Annotated in this window: 19 protein-coding genes; 9 read left to right on the top strand and 10 right to left on the bottom strand. The window is 67.3% G+C overall.

Features of this window, described 5'->3' with window-relative positions:
• Positions 1–54 precede the first annotated feature (54 nt).
• On the top strand, positions 55–1392 hold the full coding sequence (locus LC066_RS02060) for an HlyC/CorC family transporter (RefSeq protein WP_222474430.1): 1338 nt from the start codon (positions 55–57) through the stop codon (positions 1390–1392).
• A 151-nt stretch (positions 1393–1543) separates the two neighbouring features.
• Here the strand turns inward: LC066_RS02060 and LC066_RS02055 are convergent, their stop codons facing one another.
• Positions 1544–2719, bottom strand: coding sequence for a DUF2254 domain-containing protein (locus LC066_RS02055; protein WP_224896330.1), 1176 nt, complete (start codon positions 2717–2719; stop codon positions 1544–1546).
• A 264-nt stretch (positions 2720–2983) separates the two neighbouring features.
• On the opposite strand from LC066_RS02055, the gene LC066_RS02050 reads away from it, so the two are divergent.
• Entirely contained in the window at positions 2984–5392 is a 2409-nt protein-coding gene (locus LC066_RS02050; protein WP_224896329.1) for a GcvT family protein, read from the top strand.
• 241 nt (positions 5393–5633) lie between these two features.
• On the opposite strand, the gene LC066_RS02045 is transcribed toward LC066_RS02050, so the two are convergent.
• Genes LC066_RS02045 through LC066_RS02035 form a run of 3 tightly spaced genes read right to left on the bottom strand, consistent with a single transcriptional unit; the run spans position 5634 to position 9049 of the window.
• A complete protein-coding gene (locus LC066_RS02045) occupies positions 5634–6983 on the bottom strand; it encodes a cytochrome P450 (RefSeq protein WP_224896328.1) in 1350 nt (449 codons plus the stop codon).
• A complete protein-coding gene (locus LC066_RS02040; protein WP_224896327.1) occupies positions 6980–8248 on the bottom strand; it encodes a hypothetical protein in 1269 nt (422 codons plus the stop codon). Before LC066_RS02040 ends, LC066_RS02045 begins: the two co-directional genes overlap by 4 nt.
• 51 nt (positions 8249–8299) lie before the next feature.
• Positions 8300–9049 carry a cytochrome c biogenesis CcdA family protein gene (locus tag LC066_RS02035; protein ID WP_222474425.1) on the bottom strand — a complete coding sequence of 250 codons (750 nt, stop codon included), beginning with the start codon at positions 9047–9049 and terminating at the stop codon, positions 8300–8302.
• Positions 9050–9189: 140 nt separating this feature from the next.
• Here LC066_RS02035 and LC066_RS02030 point away from each other — a divergent pair, with 140 nt between their 5' ends.
• The 4 genes from LC066_RS02030 (at position 9190) to LC066_RS02015 (ending at position 10486) form a co-directional block, all read left to right on the top strand.
• Positions 9190–9426, top strand: a complete 237-nt coding sequence (locus LC066_RS02030; protein ID WP_224896326.1) for a sulfurtransferase TusA family protein — start codon at positions 9190–9192, stop codon at positions 9424–9426.
• A gap of 31 nt (positions 9427–9457) precedes the next feature.
• Positions 9458–9805 (top strand): TfoX/Sxy family DNA transformation protein, encoded by a 348-nt coding sequence (locus tag LC066_RS02025; RefSeq protein WP_224896325.1) that lies wholly within the window; start codon positions 9458–9460, stop codon positions 9803–9805.
• A 110-nt stretch (positions 9806–9915) separates the two neighbouring features.
• Positions 9916–10104 (top strand): YqaE/Pmp3 family membrane protein, encoded by a 189-nt coding sequence (locus LC066_RS02020; RefSeq protein WP_224896324.1) that lies wholly within the window; start codon positions 9916–9918, stop codon positions 10102–10104.
• Between the two features lies 1 nt (position 10105).
• Entirely contained in the window at positions 10106–10486 is a 381-nt protein-coding gene (locus LC066_RS02015) for a DUF4112 domain-containing protein (RefSeq protein ID WP_224896323.1), read from the top strand.
• Between the two features lie 96 nt (positions 10487–10582).
• Here LC066_RS02015 and ndk read toward each other — a convergent pair whose 3' ends face one another.
• Positions 10583–11005: a nucleoside-diphosphate kinase gene (gene ndk / locus LC066_RS02010; RefSeq protein WP_085886734.1), complete on the bottom strand. Its 423-nt coding sequence runs from the start codon at positions 11003–11005 to the stop codon at positions 10583–10585.
• A 420-nt stretch (positions 11006–11425) separates the two neighbouring features.
• Between ndk and LC066_RS02005 the strand changes: the two genes are divergently transcribed.
• The 3 genes from LC066_RS02005 (at position 11426) to LC066_RS01995 (ending at position 14615) form a co-directional block, all read left to right on the top strand.
• On the top strand, positions 11426–13282 hold the full coding sequence (locus LC066_RS02005; RefSeq protein ID WP_224896322.1) for an ABC-F family ATP-binding cassette domain-containing protein: 1857 nt from the start codon (positions 11426–11428) through the stop codon (positions 13280–13282).
• A 66-nt stretch (positions 13283–13348) separates the two neighbouring features.
• On the top strand, positions 13349–14002 hold the full coding sequence (locus tag LC066_RS02000) for a MarC family protein (protein ID WP_224896321.1): 654 nt from the start codon (positions 13349–13351) through the stop codon (positions 14000–14002).
• 31 nt (positions 14003–14033) lie between these two features.
• Complete coding sequence (locus LC066_RS01995) at positions 14034–14615, top strand: TIGR02281 family clan AA aspartic protease (protein WP_224896320.1); 582 nt, start codon at positions 14034–14036, stop codon at positions 14613–14615.
• 22 nt (positions 14616–14637) lie between these two features.
• On the opposite strand, the gene LC066_RS01990 is transcribed toward LC066_RS01995, so the two are convergent.
• The 5 genes from LC066_RS01990 to dusB are packed head-to-tail and all read right to left on the bottom strand — an operon-like array spanning position 14638 to position 21939.
• Positions 14638–16056, bottom strand: a complete 1419-nt coding sequence (locus LC066_RS01990; RefSeq protein WP_224896319.1) for a sigma-54-dependent transcriptional regulator — start codon at positions 16054–16056, stop codon at positions 14638–14640.
• 16 nt (positions 16057–16072) lie between these two features.
• The gene (locus LC066_RS01985) at positions 16073–18370 is read right to left on the bottom strand and encodes a sensor histidine kinase NtrY-like (RefSeq protein ID WP_224896318.1); all 2298 of its coding nucleotides are present in this window, start codon (positions 18368–18370) and stop codon (positions 16073–16075) included.
• A 55-nt stretch (positions 18371–18425) separates the two neighbouring features.
• On the bottom strand, positions 18426–19802 hold the full coding sequence (locus tag LC066_RS01980; protein ID WP_224896317.1) for a response regulator: 1377 nt from the start codon (positions 19800–19802) through the stop codon (positions 18426–18428).
• Positions 19802–20938 (bottom strand): two-component system sensor histidine kinase NtrB, encoded by a 1137-nt coding sequence (locus LC066_RS01975; RefSeq protein ID WP_224896316.1) that lies wholly within the window; start codon positions 20936–20938, stop codon positions 19802–19804. Before LC066_RS01975 ends, LC066_RS01980 begins: the two co-directional genes overlap by 1 nt.
• On the bottom strand, positions 20935–21939 hold the full coding sequence (gene dusB / locus LC066_RS01970) for a tRNA dihydrouridine synthase DusB (RefSeq protein ID WP_224896315.1): 1005 nt from the start codon (positions 21937–21939) through the stop codon (positions 20935–20937). The genes LC066_RS01975 and dusB overlap by 4 nt, the downstream gene beginning before the upstream one ends.
• Positions 21940–22025: the final 86 nt, after the last annotated feature.

Genomic DNA, 22025 nt, shown 5'->3' with positions numbered 1-22025 from the left:
CCTTGAACCCGGCGCCCGCGGTGCCCATAACCAGCCCACAGCACAGGAGAAAACATGGACGACGCTAGCTCTGCACTGATGGGCGTGGCCGCGATGGATGCGGCCTTCTGGATCACCGCCGCGGCGATCCTGGGGCTTCTGGTCTTCTCCGCCTTCTTCTCCGGCTCGGAAACCGCGCTGACGGCCGCCAGCCGCGGCAAGCTGCGGGGGCTCGCCGACAAGGGATCGCGTGGTGCGGAACGGGCGCTGGAGATCACCGAGGACAATGAGAAGCTGATCGGCTCCGTCCTGCTGGGCAACAACCTGGTCAACATCCTGGCGACTTCGCTGACCACGGCCCTGTTCACCTCCGTCTTCGGGGACAGCGGCGTGGCCATCGCCACCCTTGTGATGACCCTGCTGGTGCTGATCTTCGCCGAGGTGCTGCCCAAGACCTATGCGATCACCAATGCGGAAACCGCGGCCAGTCGCGTCTCGGGCCCCATTGCCTTCGTCATCGCCATCTTCGCCCCGGTCGTCGCCCTGGTCCGCTGGCTGGTGCGAGGCGTGCTGCGCATCTTCGGGGTTAGAACCGACCCCGACAGCCAGATCCTGGCGGTGCGCGAGGAGATCGCGGGCGCGCTGAACCTCGGCCACTCCGAAGGCGTGGTGGAGAAGGAGGACCGCGACCGGATCCTCGGCGCGCTGGATCTGGGCGAACGCACGGTGGAAGAGATCATGCTGCACCGCTCGCGGATCGAGATGATCAACGCCGCCGACAGCGCGCAGGATATCCTGTCGCAATGCCTGCATTCCAACCACACCCGCCTGCCCGTCTACGAGGGCGATCCGGAAAACATCGTCGGCACGATCCACGCCAAGGACCTGTTCCGCGCCACCTATACCCTGGCGACCAATTCCGAGAACCCGGCCGAGGCGCTGAAGGATTTCAAGATCACCGACGTGATGATGAAGCCCTACTTCATCCCCGACACCACCTCGCTGGACGAGCAGATGCGCCAGTTCCTGCACATGCGCACCCATTTCGCCCTGGTGGTGGATGAATACGGCGCCCTGCAGGGGCTGATCACGCTGGAAGACATCCTGGAAGAGATCGTCGGCGAGATCACCGACGAATTCGACCCCGCCACGGCCGAGCATACCGTGCGCAAGACCGAGGACGGCACCTTCGTCGTCGACGGCGCCATGACCATCCGCGACCTGAACCGCGCGATGGACTGGTCCCTGCCGGACGAAGAGGCCAACACCATCGCCGGCCTGGTGATCCACGAGGCGCAGACGATCCCGACCGTGGGCCAGGTCTTTTCCTTCCACGGCTTCCGCTTCGAGGTGGCCGCGCGGAAGGAAAACCGCTTGACGCGCCTGCGGATCCGGCCGCTGAACGCGGGCTGAAGCGGGGGGCGTTGCCCCCGCCGCCGGACGGCGGCGAAATGACGGGAAAGGGGGCTCTGCCCCCGCCGCCCTGCGGGCGGCTCCCCCGGAGTATTTTCGACGACGTGAAGACAGGGGCTTTGGCGCCCCGGCCTGTGGCCGGTGTGGGCTGTCAGCTGTCTTGATCGGGCTGGAGGTCGCGGGCGGCGCGGGCGATGCCCGGATCCTCATGACGTGCGAGGGCGATCAGCGCCTTCTTGATGGGCTGCGTCAGCTCTCGTCGGTCGGCGCCGTCCGACAGGATTGGTGCCAGGGTTTCGCGCGTCATCCCGGCGGTATCGAGGGGCGGCAGCCACAGCCGGTCATGGCGCGCCTCCTCGGGGGCGGTGAAGGGGCCGTCGACCGCCAGCAGGACCCGCGCGATCCGGTGCAGCATGTCCAGCGCGGTGCCCGGGTCGTTGACCCCTGGGGACAGCGCCCGCACACCGATTTCGCTGAGGCACGTCAGGCCGAAACCGGGATCCTGGTCGAAGTTGCGCAGCGACCCGATGACCACGTTGGTCGTGATCGCCTGTTCCAGCGCCTCGGCATCGCCGTCGTAGCGGGCCAGCACGTCGCCGCGGTGGATGTGGCTGCCCACGGGGTGCATCAGCCAGATATGCCCCCCGGCCTCTTCCGCCGCCGCCTGAAGCCGGTCCTGGTAGATCGTCTGGACGTAGCCGCTTTCCGGCGCGCGCAGGGGGACGGTGCTCTCGGGCACGGCGTCGGGATCCAGTGGATGGGCGCCCAGGCAGGGCGCCTCGGCGCGAAGTTGCAATGCGGCCAGGGTGCTGTCCTCGATTCGCTGGGCGGTGTTGATCAGGCTGCCCAGCATTTCCAGGTGGGAGATCCAGCGGATGATCGCCACGACGATCAGCCCGACCACCAGCAGGGTCATCCCGAAGAGAACCACCAGCCCCGGCCCGGCGAAGATGTCGAGATCGCGCAGGATGATTGCCGACAGCGCATAGAGGTAGGCGCCGACGAAGGTCGCCAGCACCGTATGCGTCGTGGTGTCCTGCAGCAGCATCTGGTGGGCGCGCGGTGTCCAGCTGGTCGAGACCATGCGATGCGCCGCCGCCATCACAGTCAGAGAGAAGGTGGTGACCGTCAGCATCGAATTGGCGATCACCGACAGGATATTGTCCACCGCGTCGCCGCCCACGAAAGGGTCGATCCCGTCGGGGATCAGCCGGGCGCCCAGCTTGGCCAGGCCCAGGGCCAGGAAGGCCAGCAAGGCGATCAGAACCACGCGCACCACCAGCCGGCGCGAGAATTCGTGCAGTTTGCGCAACAGCGAGGGCAACATGAACGGGTCTCCTTTGAACCTGATCTAGCGCGGCCCCGCAGCGGGAAAAGCGTCAGCCGTCGCAGGCGCAGCCAAGAGTAAGGCCCGCCCCCGGTGCCGCTGCCCCAGGCAGCTTTGCGCAATTGTCCGGCACGGGACCTCTTGGCTGCCTTGGTTTCAACGGCAGGCACCCTGCCCTTGCCCATTTGCGACATGCGGCGTCGGTTTCCGGCAAGCCGCACGCGCGGCTCCGCCGCCAGCATCGGGCAACCACAGGAGGCCTCCATGCAAACCACCACGCGAGTCGCGGTCATCGGGGGCGGCGTCGTCGGCTGCTCCGTCCTCTACCACCTGACCAAGCTTGGCTGGTCCGACGTCATGCTGCTGGAACGGTCCGAGCTGACCTCGGGCTCCTCCTGGCACGCGGCGGGCGGGTTCCATACGCTGAACGGCGACACCAACATGGCGGCGCTGCAGGGCTACACCATCGGCCTCTACAAGGAGCTGGAGGAGATCACGGGCCTCTCCTGCGGGCTGCACCAGACCGGCGGGCTGACCCTGGCCGACACCCAGGACCGGTTCGACATGATGCTTGCGGAACGGGCCAAGCACCGGCACATGGGCCTGCACACGGAGATCCTGACACCGGCGGAGATCAAGGAACGCTGCCCGGTCACCAATATCGACGGGGTGATCGGCGCGCTGTGGGATCCGCTGGACGGGCACCTCGATCCTTCGGGCACCACCCACGCCTATGCCAAGGCCGCGCGCCTGGGCGGGGCCACGATCCACACCCATACCAAGGTGATCGAGACGAACCCGCGCCCCGATGGCACCTGGGACGTGGTGACGGACAAGGGTACGGTGCATGCCGAACACGTGGTCAACGCCGGCGGGCTCTGGGCGCGGGAGGTGGCGGCCATGGCGGGCGTCTACCTGCCGCTCATGCCGATGGAACACCACTATATCGTCACCGACGACATCCCCGAGATCTATGAGCGTGACAGCGAGCACCCGCATGTCGTCGACCCGGCAGGCGAAAGCTACCTGCGCCAGGAAGGGCGCGGCCTCTGCATCGGTTTCTATGAGAAGAAACCGCGTGCCTGGGCGATCGACGGCACCCGCTGGGATTTCGGCCACGAACTGCTCCCCGACGACCTGGACAAGATCGGCGACAGCATCACCTTCGCCTACAACCGCTTCCCGGTTCTGCAGACCGCCGGGCTGAAGACGGTGATCCACGGTCCCTTCACCTTCGCCCCCGACGGCAACCCGCTGGTGGGTCCGGTGCCGGGGCTGCGCAACTACTGGTCCGCCTGCGCGGTCATGGCGGGCTTCAGCCAGGGCGGTGGCGTGGGCCTGATGCTGGCGCAGTGGATGATCGAAGGGGAATGCGAACGCGATACCATGGCCATGGACGTGGCCCGCTTCGGCACCTGGACAACTCCCGGTTATACCCTGCCCAAGGTGATGGAGAACTACCGCACCCGCTTCTCGGTCTCCTACCCGAATGAGGAACTGCCCGCGGCGCGCCCCTTCCGCACCACGCCGATGTACGACACCTTCGACGCCATGGGCGCCGTCTGGGGCCAGCAGTACGGGCTGGAGGTCGTCAACTACTTCGCCGAACCGGGCGAGCCGCGCTATGAGACGCCCTCGACCCGCCGCTCCGACGCCTTCCCGGCAGCGGCGCGGGAGGTGAAGGCGGTGCGCGAGGCCTGCGGCATCAACGAGGTGCAGAACTTCGGCAAATACGCGGTGACCGGGCCGGGCGCCCGCGCCTGGCTGGATCGCATCATGGCGGGTCGGATCCCCGCACCGGGCCGCATCTCCCTGTCGCCCATGCTGTCCCCCTCGGGCAAGATCATCGGTGATTTCACCATCGCCTGCCTCGGCGAGACGGAGTTCCGCCTGACAGCCTCCTACGGGGCGCAGGCCTATCACCTGCGCTGGTTCACCCAGAACCTGGATGACGGGGTCACGGTCGAGAACATCTCGGACCGCTCCACCGGGTTCCAGGTGGCGGGGCCGAAGGCGCGGGAGGTGCTGCAGGCCTGCACCCGCACGGACATCTCGGACATGGCCTTCCTCGACGTCCGTCGGCTGACCGTGGGCATGGCCGATTGCATGGTGCAGCGGGTCAGCTACACCGGCGATCTGGGGTACGAGATCTACTGCGATCCCATGGCGCAGCGCGCGCTCTGGTCGGCGCTCTGGGCGGCCGGCGAACCTCTGGGCATGCGGCCCTTCGGGATGCGGGCGATGATGTCGCTGCGCCTTGACCGGCTCTTCGGCTCCTGGCTGCGGGAATTTTCGCCCGACTACACACCCGCCGAAACTGGCCTGGACCGTTTCATCGCCTGGTCGAAGGCGGCCGACTTTATCGGACGTGCCGCGGCGGAGGCCGAACGCGCGACGGGGCCCGCGCGCCGGTTGATCGGCTTCGTCGTCGAGGCCGAGGATTGCGATGTGCATGGCTATGAGCCGATCTGGCTGAGCGGCGAGGTCGTGGGCTATTGCACTTCGGGCGGCTACTCGCACCACCTGGGCCGCTCGATCGCGCTCGGCTTCCTACCCACGGCGCAGGCGGTGCCGGGGACGGAGGTCGAGATCGAGATCCTGGGGAAAATGTGCCGCGCGACGGCGATTGGCCAGACCGACTTCGACCCGGAGGCACAGCGCATGAGAGGCTGAGGGCGGAGGGGGGGGCTCTGTCCCCCGCCTGCGGCTCCCCCCGGAGTATTTCGGACGAAGTGAAGACAGGAGGGAGGGCGCCCTTTTGGTGGCCTGCTTCGGATGAAGAGCCGTTGCGACCATCCTATGAGAAAAGTCAGACGCCTTCCAGGCACCGAACTAGGGTCTAGTTCCCCTATCTTCACTTCGGCAAAAATACTCGCGGGGGAGTCCGCCGCAGGCGGGCGGGGGCGGCAGCCCCCTACCTGCGGTCCAACTGCAACCAGATCCCCGTGCGGCTGCGCACCGTCAGATGCGCCACCGGCTCCGGCGGTCGTCGCGCAACAGGGGCGACGCGGACCCGGCGCAGGATCTCGGCCATCAGCAACGGCCCTTCCAACATGGCGAACCCCGCGCCCGTGCAGACCCGGGCGCCCGCGCTGAAGGGGATGAAGGCCTCGCGCAGGCAGCTGCGCCCATTCTCCGTCTGCCAGCGGGCCGGGTCGAAATCGTCCGGTTTCTCCCACAGGCGTTCGTGACGGTGCAGGTGCCAGGGGCTGAGGACGATCTGGCTGCCCTTCGGCACGTCGCGGTCGCGGAAATGTTCGGGACAGGCGGCCTCGCGCACCATCATCGGCACCGGCGGATAGAGGCGCAGCGCCTCGCGGAAGACGTCGCGAGTCAGGCGCAACTTCGCCATTTCCGGAAACTCCAGATCCCCCGCCTGTCCGACCTCCTCCGCCACCCGATCTTGCCAGTCAGGGAACAGCGCCAGGAGGTAGAGCGTCCAGCCGAGCGCCGAGGCCGAGGTTTCGTGCCCCGCTAGAAAGAAGATCGCCACCTGGTCCACCATCTCCTCGGTGGTGAAGATCTCCCCCGTTTCCGGATCCGGCGTGGTCATGATCTTGGTGGCCAGATCGTCGGGGGCGGTGCCGACGGCGATCTCCTGCAGCCGGGCCTCGCAAAGCCCGCGGATCAGGGCGCGGATCTCGGCGCCTGCGCGTTTGGCCTCGCGCGGGATGAACCGCGGCATCCAGCGCGGCAGGGGCACGAAAGCGGCCAGGTTGAGGATCGGCTGGGCGCGCTGGTAGTCGCGGAAGCGACGGAAGACGCGGGCCGCGACCTCATGCTCGATCGGGATGGAGAAGAGCGTGCGGAAGATCACGTCGGCGGCAGCGTGGCTGGCCTCCTCCTCGATTTCCACCTCCTGCCCCGCCTGCGCCGCCAGCCGGTCGGCGCAGGCCAGGGCGGCGGCCTGCATCGCCGGAAAGGTATCGCGCAGCCGGCCTCCTTCGAAGGCCGGGTCGATGATCCGGCGCTGACGTTCCCAGGTCGCGCCGTTGGTCAGGAAGACCGAGTTGCCCAGCACCGGGCGCAGCCCCTCGCCCACGCGGTTCGACTTGGGAAAATCGCGGGGGCGGTCCTTCAGCACCGTCTTCACCAACTCCGGCTGGTTCGCCAGGAAGGAGCGGAAGAAGGGCGTGCGGAACTCGGCCATCCAGGCACGGTAGAGGCGCGCGGGCTGCGCCGAGAGGATGTCGGCGCGAAAGAGCTTCGCATAACGCCAGAGCGAGACGCGATGCGGGCGCGACGGGGGCTTCGGCGGTCTCATGACAGGCTCCGGAAGCGGTTCACGGGCCGGGTGATCCGGCTTTTCGACGGCGCCCGCCCGGCGAAGCGGCCGGCCAGCGTCCGCGGCCCGGCGGTGATGCGGAAGTAATCGTAGTCGCCGGGCCGGTCGAAGGCGCAGAGGTACTGGAAGTGCAGCCGGAAGAAGCGGCGTTTCAGCTGTTGCCAGCGTTCGGGGCTGAGCGTCTGGGTGAAGGCGGCGGAGATCACCAGCGGCCCGCGCTGGTCCGGTGTCGAGACGCCGGAGACCGCCACCGGATCACAGAGCGCGAAGGCGCAGCCGTCCCCCGGCGCAGTCACGTCGAGCCAGAACAGATCGTCGCGGGCCGAGAGAAAGGCCAGGTCGGCGCGCAGGCGTACCGCGCGCGGCAGGAAGCTGACCATGGGCACGACCTGTCCCAGGGACAGGAAGGACAGCGCCGGCCCCTCTTCGGGCCGTTCGCCCGCCCGGACCAGGTCCGACAGGATCGATACCGCCAGATGCGCGCCGGAACTGTGGCCGACCACCAGCACCTCGTCGACTTCGCCCTGCAGAGCCGCGGCGATCTGGGCGCGAAAGTTGGCCATGCGCGCCTCCAGCGCGGGCGGGTTGGCGCCGCGGTAGCGGGCCGAGAAGGCGTAGTCGTGCATCAGGTAATAGGCAAAGAACTTGCCATCCTTGCGCTTGAACCAGCGCAGGATCGCGGCGGCCAGCGCGACGCCCGCAACGATCCCGGCCACCGGGGCCACGCCCCCTGCTCCGAGAGCCCGCGCGGCCTCGCTGACCAGAGCGCCCAGGCCCCAGCCGACGCCCAGGGCCAGCACAAGTTGCAGCAGCAGGAACCCCACCGGGTAAAGCGCGGCGATCACCGGCCCCTTGCGCAGCCGCATCAGCCGGAACAGCGCTCCGGTGGAGATATAGGCCCAGGCCGTGCGCAGAAGCTGCAGGTAGGTGGCGGCGATCCCGTGACCCATGGAGTCGCGCACGATGTCGGACCAGATCAGCACGTCGATCCGCGCCTCGACCTCGGCCCCCTCCATCCGACCCGTCACTTCCCAGCCATAGGGGCCGTCGCCGGCGGTGCGGGCGCGCAGGTCGATCTCGTAGCCCGAGATGCGCGCCTGGTCGGCCCCTTCCTTGCGGTAGAGTTCGCGGTAGCGGCGCGGGTGGATCGGGTCATAGCCGGGGATGTAGAAGACATGACGCCGGCGCACCTGGCCCAGGGGCACGGCGCCGGTCGTGGGCACGGTTTCGGTGTTGCTGCTCATGTCGCCTCTCCGGGCGTCACGATAGCGAAGGAATCGGGCCGGTGTAAGGCGTTAACCGAGCAGCGCGAGGGCAGGAAAGGTTTCCAGCAGCCAGTAGGAGAAACGGGAGAAGCCGCCCGTCAGCATCATCAGCCCGATGGTCCACAGCAGCAGGCCCATGACCCGCTCGATCTGTTCCATGTGGCGTTTCATCCAGCCCATGAGGCCGGTCAGCCGCGGCAGGAAGGCCGCCACCAGCAGGAAGGGAATGCCGAGGCCCGCCGCGTAGACCGCCAGCAGCGCCGTGCCCCGGGCCAGCGAGGCCTCCTGCGCGGCCAGGCTGAGGATCGCGCCCAGTTGCGGCCCGATACAGGGCGTCCAGCCAAAGGCGAAGGCGAGGCCCAGCACATAGGCGCCGAAGGCCGATCCGCCCTGGTCGCCCGCGTCCAGCCGCGCCTCTCGATCCAGGAAACCGATGCGATAGACGCCGACGAAATGCGCCCCGAAGATCATCACCACGATACCCGCGACCACGTTGAACCATTCCTGGTAGCGCAGGAAGACGGTGCCGATGGCCGAGGCCGCGAAGCCGAGGAACAGAAAGACCGTCGACAGGCCCAGCACGAAGAAGAGCGCCGGCAGAAGCGCCCGCGCCCGGGACCCCCGCTGGCCCAACTCGCCCAGGGATACCCCCGACATATAGGCCAGGTAGGGCGGCACGATGGGCAGGACGCAGGGGCTGAGGAAGGAAATGATCCCCGCTACTGCCGCCACCAGCATCGCCGGCAAAAGCGCGGCGTCCATGATCTCGATTCCGAACATGGGACCTGCCTAGCGTCTTCGGCGGGGGCCGTCACCTGCCATCCTGTCACAGGGGCGTGTGAGCTTGACACGGGCGCTCCGCCCCCGTCGCCTGCAGTCGAGAACTGGACAGGCGGACCGGGGCGGCCTAGGCAGGCGGGATGAGCGAGATCGTCGAGATAGATGCACGGGGGCTGCGCTGCCCCCTGCCAGTCCTTCGGGCGCAGAAGGCGCTGCGGGCCATGGCGCCCGGGGCGGTCCTGCGGCTTCGGGCCGACGATCCCATGGCGCAGATCGACATGCCGCATTTCTGTCGCGAGGCCGGCCATGACCTACTGGAGGCGCGCGAGGAGGCTGACGGCCATCTCTTCGAGATCCGGCGGGGAGTGAGAGCTTGACCACGCCCCACCCGGCGCGCAGCATCGCCCCATGAGCACGCCCATTCGCAGCATCCGCAACCTTGGCTCGGCCATGGAAACCGCCTTCGGCCGGGCCGGGATTACCTCGGCCGAGGCGCTGCGCGAGGCGGGGGCCGATGCGGCCTACCTCGCGGCCCTCCGCGCCGGAATGACGGCGCATTTCGCCGCCTACCTGTCGCTGGTCATGGGGCTGCAGGGACGCCCCTGGCAGGACGCGCGCGGCGCCGAGAAGGACGCCCTGCGCGCCCGGTACGAGGCGGTGCGCGCCCGGCTGGAGGACCCGGCGGAGGGCGAAGGCGCCCAGGGCCTGCCCCTGGGTCTGCGCCGGTTCATGAGCGAGATCGGCCTCGACCGCTGAGGGGCAGGATGCGGCCGCTCAGGCCCGCGTCCGATGCAGAACGGAACTCCCGACAGGGTTTCGCGTTGTCTTCCCAACGAACGAAACACCGCATTCGGGAGACCAAGATCATGACCATGGAACGTACCGACAGTGTGGGTGGCGATATCATCCGCGTCATCCTGGCCTTCATCCTGCCGCCGCTTGGCGTCTTCTTCCAGGTGGGCCTGGGCAAGCATTTCTGGTTCAGCATCATCCTGACCCTGCTGGGCTGGATCCCCGGCATCATCCACGCGCTCTACGTCATCCTGCGGGACTGACATGACAGCGACCGCCGCACAGATTATGGAGGGGCCGAGCCGGGCCGAGGCCCTGGCCCGGCTGCGCCGTCTCGAACGGCTGGCCGACCGGATGGACCGCGCCTTTCGCCTGCCCGGCACGAACATCCGCTTCGGCTGGGATTCCATTGTGGGTTTGCTGCCCGGTATCGGTGATACGGCGACCCTTGCCCCGGCTGCCTGGATCATCATGGAAGGCCATCGCCTGGGGCTGCCCCGCCACAGCGTGGCGCAAATGGTGGGGAATGCCGGGATCGACTGGATCGTGGGCTCCATCCCCCTCGTCGGTGATCTTTTCGACGTCGGCTGGAAGGGCAACCTGCGTAACGTGGCCCTGATCCGCCGTCACCTTGAAGGGGTTTGACTTCGGCGCGCGGACCTAACCGGCCGCGGCAAAGAAAAAGCCCCGGCGCAGCGATGCGCCGGGGCTTTCTCATGTCTGGCGATCAGATCGCGTCGTTCAGCCGACCAGTTCGAGGCCGGAGAAGTAGAAGGCGATTTCCTCTGCCGCGGTTTCCGGCGCGTCGGAGCCGTGCACGGAGTTCTCACCGACGGACTCGGCGAACTCGGCGCGGACGGTGCCCGGTGCCGCGTCGGCGGGGTTGGTGGCGCCCATCACTTCGCGGTTCTTGGCAATGGCGTTCTCGCCTTCCAGGACCTGCACGACGACCGGGGCGGAGGCCATGAACTCGCACAGTTCGCCGTAGAAGGGGCGTTCCTTGTGCACTTCGTAGAACTTGCCAGCCTGGGCTTCGGTCAGCTGGATGCGCTTCTGCGCGATGATGCGCAGGCCGGCATCTTCGAACTTGGCGTTGATCTTGCCGGTCAGGTTGCGGCGGGTGGCGTCGGGCTTGATGATCGAAAGGGTGCGTTCGATGGCCATGTCACTGTCCTCTTGTCAGTCGGGCAAGGCGCCCTTGCGCCCCGCCGGTAAAATCCGGGTCCGGGTAGCATGAGGATGCCGCTTTGAAAAGCGTGTATGTGGGCGCGGCGGCCTCCGTGGCAGGGGGGCGCTGCCCCCGGCTCCGCAAGCGGAGCCCCCCCGGAGTATTTCGGGCCAAGGTATGGGAGGAAGGCGCGTGCCTTGGGCCTGCTTTGCGCCAAGGCCCTCTTCCACCTTATACGCAGGCCGAAAATACTCCCGCAGGAGGCATCGCCCGGAACGGGCGACGGGCCCCCTGTCCTGTCTGCCCACGCCGGATGGCGGGCCAAACCGCAGGCGCCGTCGCGAAAGCATGGTTCTTCGCGGCTGCCCTGCGCGCAGCCGATTGACGCCCCTCGCGCCGGGTGTCACAGAGCGTCCATGCTGCGTATCTCCTCCATTTCCTATTCCGTCGCCGGCCGTCCCCTTCTCGAAGAGGCCTCCGCCACCATTCCCGAAGGCCACAAGGTGGGCATCGTCGGCCGCAACGGCACCGGCAAGACCACGCTGTTCCGTCTGATCCGGGGCGAGCTTACCCTGGACGGGGGCGAGATCACCCTGCCCGCCCGCGCCCGCATCGGCGGTGTCGCCCAGGAGGTGCCCGGCAACGAGGTGAGCCTGATCGACACGGTGCTGGCCTCCGACACGGAACGCGCCGCGCTGATGGCCGAGGCGGAAACCGCCACCGACAGCACGCGCATCGCCGACATCCAGACCCGGCTGGCCGATATCGACGCCTGGTCCGCCGAGGGCCGCGCGGCCAGCATCCTGAAGGGGCTGGGGTTCAACGACGCGGAACAGCAGATGCCCTGCTCCGCCTTCTCGGGTGGCTGGCGGATGCGCGTAGCGCTGGCGGGCGTGCTCTTTGCCCAGCCTGACGTGCTGCTTCTGGACGAACCGACGAACTACCTCGATCTCGAAGGCGCGCTCTGGCTGGAAAGCTACCTGGCCAGCTATCCTCACACGGTGCTGGTCATTTCCCACGACCGCGGCCTGCTGAACCGCGCCGTGGGCCATATCCTGCACCTGGAAGACAAGAAGCTGACCCTTTACACCGGCGGCTATGACACCTTTGCCAAGACCCGCGCCGCCAAGATCGCCGTGGCCGAGGCCGAGGCCAGCAAGCAGGAGGCGCGTCGCGCGCACCTGCAAAGCTTCGTCGACCGGTTCAAGGCCAAGGCGTCCAAGGCCAAGCAGGCCCAGTCCCGCGTCAAGGCGCTGGAGAAGATGACGCCGATCACCCGCCCGCAGGAAGCGGCGATGCGTCGGTTCAGCTTCCCCCAGCCCGAAGAGCTGTCGCCGCCGATCCTGAAGACCGAGGGGGTCTCGGTCGGCTACGACGGCAAGGCGGTTCTGCGGAACCTGGATCTGCGGATCGACCAGGACGATCGGATCGCCCTGCTGGGCCGCAACGGCGAGGGCAAGTCGACCCTGTCGAAGCTGCTGTCGGGCCGGCTGGAGGCCATGGGCGGCGATATCGTCAAAAGCTCGAAACTGCGGATCGGGTTCTTCGCTCAGCACCAGGTCGAGGAGCTGCACCTGGACGAGACCCCCATCGACCACGTCCGGCGCGAGCGCCCGAACGAGGCGCCGGCACAGCTGCGCGCGCGGCTGGCGGGCTTCGGCGTGGGGGCGGAACAGGCGGAAACGCTGGTCGGCAAGCTGTCGGGCGGGCAGAAGGCGCGGCTGTCGCTGCTGCTGGCGACGCTGGACGCGCCGCATATGCTGATCCTCGATGAACCTACCAACCACCTGGATATCGAAAGCCGCGAGGCCCTGGTGGAGGCGCTGACCGATTACACCGGCGCCGTGATCCTGGTCAGCCACGACATGCACCTGTTGTCGCTGGTGGCCGACCGGCTGTGGCTGGTGAAGGACGGCCGCGTGGCGCCTTATGAAGGTGATCTGGAAAGCTACCGCCAGCTTCTGCTGCAGGGCAACAAACCTGCGGAGAAGGAAAAGAAGGAGGCGGCGAAGCCCAAGCCGAAGCGCCCGTCGCGCGATCAGGTGCTGGCCCTGCGGTCCGAGGCGCGCAAGTGCGAGGATCGGGTGAAGAAGCTGGAGGAGATGGCCGACAAGCTGTCGAAGAAGCTGTCGGATCCCGCGCTTTACGAGGACGGCAAGGCCGGCGAGCTGGAGGTCTGGAACAAGAAGTACGCCGAGGTGCGCGAGGCCATGGACAAGGCGGAAACCCTCTGGATCAGCGCGCTGGAAAAACTGGAGGCGGCAGAGGCCTGACGCCGGGGGCGGCTTGCCCCGCCGCCCTGCCCCTGACATCCTGCGCGGACCAAAGGGGAGAGCATCTTGGACAGCGCCTTTCTGATCACCGCCTTCGTCACGCTATTCGTGATCATCGATCCCATCGGGCTGACGCCAATCTTCGCGGCGCTGACCCAGGGGCAGACTGCACGACGGCGGCGCGAGATTGCGCTGCGCGCCTGTCTCATCGCCTTCGGCATCCTGGCGGTCTTCGCCGTCTTCGGCGAACAGGTGCTGGGATTCATCGGGATCTCGATACCCGCCTTCCGCATCGCGGGCGGGATGCTGCTGTTTCTCACCGCGCTGGACATGCTGTTCGAACGCCGTACCAAGCGGCGCGAGGATCAGAGCGAGGCGGCGGAGGCCGAACACGACAGCCACCCCGATGACGACGCCGACCCGTCGGTCTTTCCCATGGCCATCCCGCTGATCGCGGGGCCCGGTGCCATCGCCACGGTGATCCTGCTGGCGGGCCAGAACCCCGGCTGGGCCGGGCTGGGCCTGACGCTTGCGGTGACGCTGGTGGTGGTCGCGGCGGTTTTCGTTCTGGCGCTCACCGCGGGCCTGCTGGAGCGTCTGCTGGGGCGGACGGGAATCAACGTGGTGACCCGCCTGCTGGGCATGCTGCTGGCCGCGCTGTCGGTGCAGTTCGTCCTCGACGGGCTGAAGGCTTTCGGTTTCGCGGCCGGCGCCGGGTGACAGCGGTGCCCTGCCCCCCTATATCCTGCCTATGAGTAGTATCGACATCGGTAACCTGGCCTATCTCGGGCTGATGCTGGCCGCCATTGGCGGCTATTTCTTCGTCTCGAACCGCGATCGGATCGGACAGATGGCGCGCCATGCCGTGCTCTGGGCGCTGATCTTCGTCGCGGTGATCGCCGGGATCGGGCTTTGGGATCAGGTCCGCACCACGATCCGCCCGGCGCAGACCGTGGCCGACAGCGGGCGCCAGATCACCCTGCCGCAACAGGCCGACGGGCATTACTATGCCCGGCTGGAGGTGAACGGCGCACCAATGACCTTCCTCGTCGACACCGGCGCCACCGATGTCGTGCTGACCCGTGAGGCCGCGCAGGCGGCGGGGATCGACATGGATCGGCTGATCTACTCGGGCCGCGCGGGCACGGCCAATGGCACGGTGCGCACCGCGCCCGTACGGCTGGAGACGGTGACCCTGGGTGGTGTCACGGATCGCGATGTGCGGGCGATGGTCAACGAAGGCGAACAGGACATGCCGCTTCTGGGCATGTCCTACCTGTCGCGCTTTTCCCATATCGAGATCACCGGTGGCGCCCTGCGCCTGACCCGGTGATCCGCATGGCCGGCCCGGCGGATCACTCCGCCGCGGAGGTCTCTGTGTCCTCGATCCGGGCATAGCGCGAGCCGGCGCGATTGGTGGTGACCACGTTCAGGCTCTTCAGCTTGCGGTGCAGCGCGCTGCGCTCCATCCCGACGAACTGGGCGGTCTTCGAGATGTTGCCCCCGAAGCGGTTGATCTGGGTCAGCAGGTATTCCCGCTCGAAGGCCTCGCGCGCCTCGCGCAGCGGCAGCATGGCCAAGGCGCCGGACATCACCACGCGGCTGTCGCCGTCGCCCGGGCGTTCCTCATCGGCTGGAACCTCGGCCACGTCGATCGGGGCCGTGCCCTCGCCCAGGATCAGGATCCGTTCGATCACGTTGCGCAGCTGGCGCACGTTGCCGGGCCAGGTCAGCGTCTGCATCAGCGCCGCCGCCTCGTCCGACAGCGCCCGGTTGGGCAGGCCCTGGGTGCGATGCAGCGCCTCGATGAAATGGGCGGCCAGAAGCGGGATGTCCTCGCGCCGCTCTGCCAGGGCCGGCACGGCGACCGGCACGACGTTCAAACGGTGATAGAGCTCCTGCCGGAAGTTCCCTGCCGCGATCTCTGCCTCCAGGTCGCGGGAGGTCGAGGAGAGCACACGCAGATCCACCTTGATCTTCTCGGCCCCGCCGACGCGCAGGAACTGCTGGTCGACCAGCACGCGCAGGATCTTCGACTGGGTGCCGTTCGGCATGTCCGCCACCTCGTCGAGGTAGACGATGCCGCCATCGGCCTGCTCCAGCAGCCCCGGCTCGATGCCCCGTTCGCTGCTTTCGCGCCCGAAGAGGACCTCTTCCATCCGGTCGGCTTCGATCTGGGCGCAGTTGACCACGACGAAGGGCGCATCGGCGCGGGCGGAGTTGACGTGGACATAGCGCGCCGCCACCTCCTTGCCCGACCCGGACGGGCCGGTCAGCATGACGCGGCCGTTGGATTTCGTCACCTTGTCGAGCTGGCTGACCATGGCGCGGAAGGCGGCCGATGTGCCGATCATCTCCGCGGCCTCACCGCCGCCGCGCTTCAGCGCCGAATTCTCGCGTCGCAGGCGGCTGGTTTCCATGGCCCGGCGAATGACCACCAGCAACTGGTCGATGTTGAACGGCTTCTCGATGAAGTCGTAGGCGCCCTGCTTGATCGCCGCGACCGCCAGTTCGATGTTGCCATGCCCGGAGATGATGATGATCGGCACGTCGGGGTAATCCCGCTTCACCGTCTTCAGGATGTCGATACCGTCCATCTGGCTATCCTTCAGCCAGATATCGAGGATCATCAGCGCCGGCGCCTCTTCGGTCACCTCGCCCATGCATTCGTCGGAATTGGCCGCCATGCGGGTGGCATAGCCCTCGTCCTGCAGGATGTCCGAGATCAGTTCGCGGATATCGCGCTCGTCATCCACAATGAGAATATCGCTCATCTTGTCCTCTTGCCTGTCATTCGGCGGCCTCCGGCACCGGTTGCAGTTGCAACCGGACCACAGCCATGGCCCCGCGATGCGCCCCATCCCCAAAGGGCGCCGCGTCTTCGAGGCTCAAGGTGCCGCCGTGTTCTTCAATGATCTTCTTCACGATGGGCAGGCCGAGACCCGTGCCCTTGTCCCGTGTCGTCACGTAGGGTTCAAACAGCCGCGCCCGGTCCTCCGGCAGGCCGATCCCATTGTCGGCGATGCGGATTTCGGCCACGGGCTGGCCGCTCTGGTCTTCCCGCGTCAGGCTGACGCGGATTTCGGGGGACCAGCCATCGGGGGCCCCGCGTTCGACGAGGCTCTCGGTCGCCTCGCCGGCATTCTTGATCAGGTTGGTCAGCGCCTGGCTGATCATCGTCGCGTCCAGTTCGGCCCGCAGCTGCTCATCCGGCAGATCGGCGGAGATCGCGACCTGCGGCTGTCCGGATTGCTGCAACAGGACCGCCCCGCGCAGCAGCTCCGTCAGGTCCTCGTCGCGGCGGGTCGGTTCCGGCATGCGGGCGAACTTGCTGAACTCGTCGACGATGCGGCGCAGGTCGTCGGTCTGGCGCACGATCACCTGGGTCAGGCTGTCCAGATCCGCGTCCAGCGGCGGTTCCAGGTGGCGGCCGAACTTGCGCTTGATGCGTTCCGCCGACAGTTTGATCGGGGTCAGCGGGTTCTTGATCTCATGGGCGATGCGCCGGGCCACGTCGCCCCAGGCCGCCATGCGCTGCGCCGACACGAGGTCGGTCACGTCGTCGAAGGCCACCACGTAGCCCTCGCGCTTGCCCTTGGCATTGCGCCGCGTGGACATGCGCACCAGCAGGTTCTCCAGCCGGCCGTTGCGGCTGACCTTGATCTCTTCCTGCACCACCTGGCCGCGGCTCTTGCGCAGCGTGTCGAAGAGCGGCCCGAACTCCGGCACCGCGACCGACAGGGGCCGAGCCTCATGCTGCTCGTCCCAGCCCAGCAGGGTCTCGGCGGAGCGGTTGACGAAGGTGACCCGACCTTCCACGTCCAGCCCGACAACCCCGGAAGTGACGGAGCTGAGAACGGAATCGAACAGCCGCCGCCGTGCCTCGATCTGGGCGGTATTTTCCAGCAATTCCTCACGCTGGCTCTTCAGCTCGCGGGTCATCTGGTTGAAATAGCGCGACAACTGAGAGAACTCGTCGTTGCCACTTTCCTCGTAGACGCGCACGTCTAGGTCACCGCTGCCGACCTGCTGGGCGGCCGAGGTCAGACGCCCGACGGGCCGGGACAGCCGTTCGGCAAACCACAGGCCCAGCCAGATCGCCGCCAGGATCAGGATCACCGCGAAGCCGAGGTACAGAAGCGCGAATTCGAACAGGACCCGACCGCGTTCATTCTCCAGCTGCTGGTAGAGCTGCACCGTCTCCTGCGTGTCGTCCAGAAGGTTGAGGATGGACCCGTCGACCGCCCGGGTGACATAGAGCATCCGGTCGGCGAAGCGCCGCAACGGGACCAGGGCGCGGAATTCGTTGTTGTCCCAGTCCTTGATGATGGCGATGCCCTCGTCCCGAGCGATCTGGAACTGTTCCGGCGTGGGCTGTTCATAGTTGAAGAGATAGCTGCGTTCGCCGCGCGCCCGGATCTCGCCGGTGCCGTCGATCACATAGGCCTCTTCCAGACCGCGCTGGATCTGCGACTGTCCCGAGGACAGGGCCTGCCGCAATTCGCCGTCGCCGACGAAGAAATCCGCATCTCGGATCGAGTCGAGCGCCGCACCCAGGATCTGCGCATCCTGCGCCAGGTCCTGCTGGTGCTCTTCTTCGTAGGCGCGCGCGGCGGCCAGCGAGGTGCCGACCACTTCGCGCACCCGGTCGGAAAACCAGCCTTCCAGCCCGATGTTGATGGTCAGCGCGGCGAAGATGGCGACGGAAACCGTGGGGATCAGCGCCATCAGGGTGAAGACCCCGGTCAGCCGCAGGTGCAGGCGCGAGCCCGCTGATTGCGCCCGCCGTGCCGCGATCATCCGCGCCACGCGCTGTGCCACCAGTGCGGCCACGACCATCACGTAGACGAAATCGGCCAGCAGGATCAGCCGCAGCGACATGGAAGAGCCGCCCTGATCGAGCGGCCCCAGCACCAGGAAGGTGGACAGCACCAGAACCGGCCCCAGAAGCACCAGCCCGAGGGTGGCGATATTCTGCACACGGCGTTGTCGACGCAGGCGCGTCAGCCGGTTCCAGTTCAATTGTCGTGCCCGAGAGGCCACAGGCCACTCCCACCCTGATGTGGCGCACGTTGGCGCCAACGCCATATATAGTGGCTCTGCCGAGGGTTTGTCCCCCGGCGGCCACGGTTCTGTGGCGTTTTTACATCAACTTCCGACGGCGTGTCACGCGAATATCCAGATCGGTGATCTTCTTGCGCAGGGTATTGCGGTTGATGCCAAGCAGGTCGGCGCATTTCGCCTGGTTTCCGCCCGTGGCTTCCAGCGCGATCTCGATCAGCGGAAGTTCGACCTCCTTCAGGATCCGGGCGTAAAGACCCGGCGGCGGCAGCATGTTGCCATGCAGGTCGAAATAGCGGCGCAGGTGGCGCGCGACGGAGCCCGACAGCTTCTCGCTCTCGCCCTGCCCACCCAGAAGCGGCTCGGTCTCGGGCTGGTTGCCCAGCACGCTTTCGACTTCGGTGCGGCTGATCTCGTCGGTGCGCGCGGTCAGCACCAGGCGGCGGATCGCGTTTTCCAGCTGGCGCACGTTGCCGGGCCAGGAATAGGTGCGCATCATCTCCAGAGCGTCCTCGGCGAGGTAACGGCGCATGGCGCCTTCGCGTTCGGCCCTTTGCAGGAAATGTTCCACCAGCAGCGGGATGTCGTCGACGCGCTCGCGCAGGGCGGGCACGTTGATGGTGGCGCCGGTCAGGCGATAGAACAAGTCCTGGCGCAGGCGCCCCTCTTCCATCGCGCGGTTCAGATCGGTCTGGGAGGTCGCCATGAACCGCGGCAGCGTGTCGGCGGGCCCGTCCATCATGCGCACGATGCGCGCCTGCACCTCGCCGTCGATATCCGCGATCTCGTCGAACAGCACCGTGCCGCCCTTGGCCCGCGCCAGGATCCGGGCCGGGCCCTCAAGGTCCTGCATGTCGGAGGCGGAGACCGCGACAAAGGGCAGGTTCCGGCGGTCGCTGAAGTCGTGAATGGCCTTGGCGATCAGGGACTTGCCCGTGCCGCTTTCACCCGCGATCAACACCGGCAGATCGGTATTCATCACCCGCGCAACAAGGCGGTAGAGCGCCTGCATCGACGGCGTGCGCCCGACCAGGGGCAGCTCATCGGGGCGTTCCTTGGTCTCGTCCTCGCCCGCGCCCTTGGCCGGCATCCGCTGGCGCTGTTCCAGCGCGCGGGCGGTGCGTTTCATCAGGTCCGGCAGGTCGAAGGGCTTCGGCAGGTAGTCGTAGGCCTCGGCCTCGGCCGCCTGGATGGCGGTCATGATCGTATTCTGTGCCGAGATCACGATCACTGGCAGGCCAGGCCGGTCCTGGGCGATTTTCGGCAACATTTCCAAGCCATTGCCGTCGGGCATCATCACGTCCGAGATGACCACGTCGCCCTTGCCCTCGGCGACCCACCGCATCAGCGTGGTCAGCGACGAGGTCGCGTGCACCTTGCAGCCCGCGCGCGTCAGCGCCTGGGTCAGAACCGTGCGGATCGTGCGGTCGTCATCTGCAACCAGAACCGTGCCATCCATCACTCAGTCTCCTTCTCAAGGACGTCTTTGGGTGCTCGCGGCAGGGAGATGCGGAACACCGTCTTGCCCGGAACCGAGGTGACGGAAATCCACCCTTCGTGATCCGAGATGATCTTGCTGACCAGCGCGAGGCCGAGCCCCGTGCCGTTTTCCCGCCCCGACACGAAGGGATCGAAGATGTCGCCGGCAATGTCTTCCGGCAGGCCGGGGCCGTCGTCCTCGATCTCTATCTGCAGCGGCAAGCTCTTGCCCGTGCCATCGGCGCGCCGCAGGCGGAAGGAATGTTCGAAATAGGTGTGCAGCCGGATGCGCCCGCCCTCTGGTCCGGCCGCCTGGGAGGCGTTCTTCAGCAGGTTCAGGATCACCTGCAGAAGCTGGTCTGGGTCGCTGTAGGCCTGGGGCAGCGAGGGGTCGTATTCCTCGACGATCTTCATGTTGGCGCCAAAGCCCAGAAGGGCCGAGCGACGCGCGCGGTCGAGCACGTCGTGCAGGTTCACCGCCTTGAGGTTGGGCATGGTCAGGTTGCCGAACTGTTCGACCTGCTCCAGCAGCTTCACGATGCGCCGGCTTTCGCTGACGATCAGGTCCGTCAGCTCCATGTCCTCCTTGGAGAGGTTCATCGACAGCAGCTGCGCCGCGCCGGTGATCCCCGCCAGCGGGTTCTTGATCTCATGGGCCAGCATCTCGGCCATGCCGATGGCCGACTTGGCGGCCGATTTCACGCTGTGATCCTGGGTCATCCGCCCCGCCAGCTCTCTCGGGCTGATCAGGAAGATCATGTAGCCCGCCCGGTCGTTCAGCGGCGAGATCTGCAGGTTGCAATGCAGCGGCGCCCGCTCCCCCGTGCCCACGTCCACGTCGTTGACGAAAAGCGGCGAGGCGGTGGTGCGGGCGCGCTGGAAGGCCTCTTCCAGCGGGCTGTCGATCATCACCCGTTCCCAGACCTTTTGGCCGCGGATGGACTTGGCAGAGGTGTTCAGGAACCCCTCGGCTGCCGCATTGATCGAGACGATGGCATCCTCTGGATCCAGCAGCAGCGCCGGGACGGGAAGAGAGGCCCAGACGGGCGTGTCTTCCACGTCGGCGATGGCGGCGATGGTTTCCTCGGAATCGAACGGGTTGGACCGCGTATTCATGCGGCGCGTACCTCCGGTTGGGCCTGGGGGCGGGGGCCGTCGGCCAGCGCCTCCGGCAAAAGGGAAAGAACCGCTGCCGGGTCAGGCTCGCGCAGGACGCGGCCGCGCAGGTCGGCGGGGGTGTCGGCGGTGTCCATGTACCAGCCCAGGTGCTTGCGCAGCACCCGGTGGCCCAGATCGGTGCCGTAGAAGTCGAGGCCGGCCTCGTAGTGGGCGGCGACCATGTCGATGAAGGCGGAGGCTTCCGGCGCCGGACGCGGGGCGCGCCCAGCCAGCAGGTCTTGCAACTGCGCCAGCAGCCAGGGACGGCCCTGCGCGCCGCGTCCCACCATGATGCCGTCGGCGCCCGACAGGCGCAGCGCGGCACGGGCGCTGTCGGCATCGGTAATGTCGCCGTTGGCCACCACGGGGATCGCCACGGCCTCTTTCACCGCGCGGATCGCGGACCAGTCGGCGCGGCCCTTGTAGAACTGGCACCGTGTGCGCCCGTGGACGACCACCATGCGCACGCCCGCCGCTTCGGCCCGGCGCGCCAGCTCGGGCGCATTGATCGTGTCGTCGTCCCAGCCCAGGCGCATCTTCAGGGTGACAGGGACGGAGACCGCCTCGGCCACCGCCTCGACCAGAGTCAGCGCGTGATCCAGATCGCGCATCAAGGCCGAGCCCGACAGGCCGCCCACGACCTTCTTCGCCGGACAGCCCATGTTGATGTCGATGATCCGGGCGCCCTGCCCTTCGACCATCCGCGCGGCCTCGCCGATCCAGTAGGTGTCGCGCCCGGCCAGCTGCACGGAGGTGGCAGCATCGCCGAAACCCAGCTCGGCCCGTTCCCGGGTGCCGGGCTTGGCCTGGACCATTTCCTGGCTCGCCACCATCTCGGACACGACCAGATCGGCGCCGAACCGGGCGACCAGGTCACGGAACGGACGATCGGTGATCCCGGCCAGCGGGGCCAGGCAAACCGGAGGGTGATCGCTGTGGAAGAGTGCGGTGACGGACATGCCTAAACCTTGAGCAACAGCTTATGCGTTAGACCAGAACTGCGGGGCAAACAACAAATCACGCCGAAATATCGCCTGACCGGGGC

Origin of the sequence: Pseudooceanicola marinus, assembly GCF_020177265.1 — a bacterium.
GTDB classification, from domain to species: domain Bacteria; phylum Pseudomonadota; class Alphaproteobacteria; order Rhodobacterales; family Rhodobacteraceae; genus Pseudooceanicola; species Pseudooceanicola marinus_A.
This window is presented reverse-complemented; position numbering and strand designations above follow the sequence as displayed.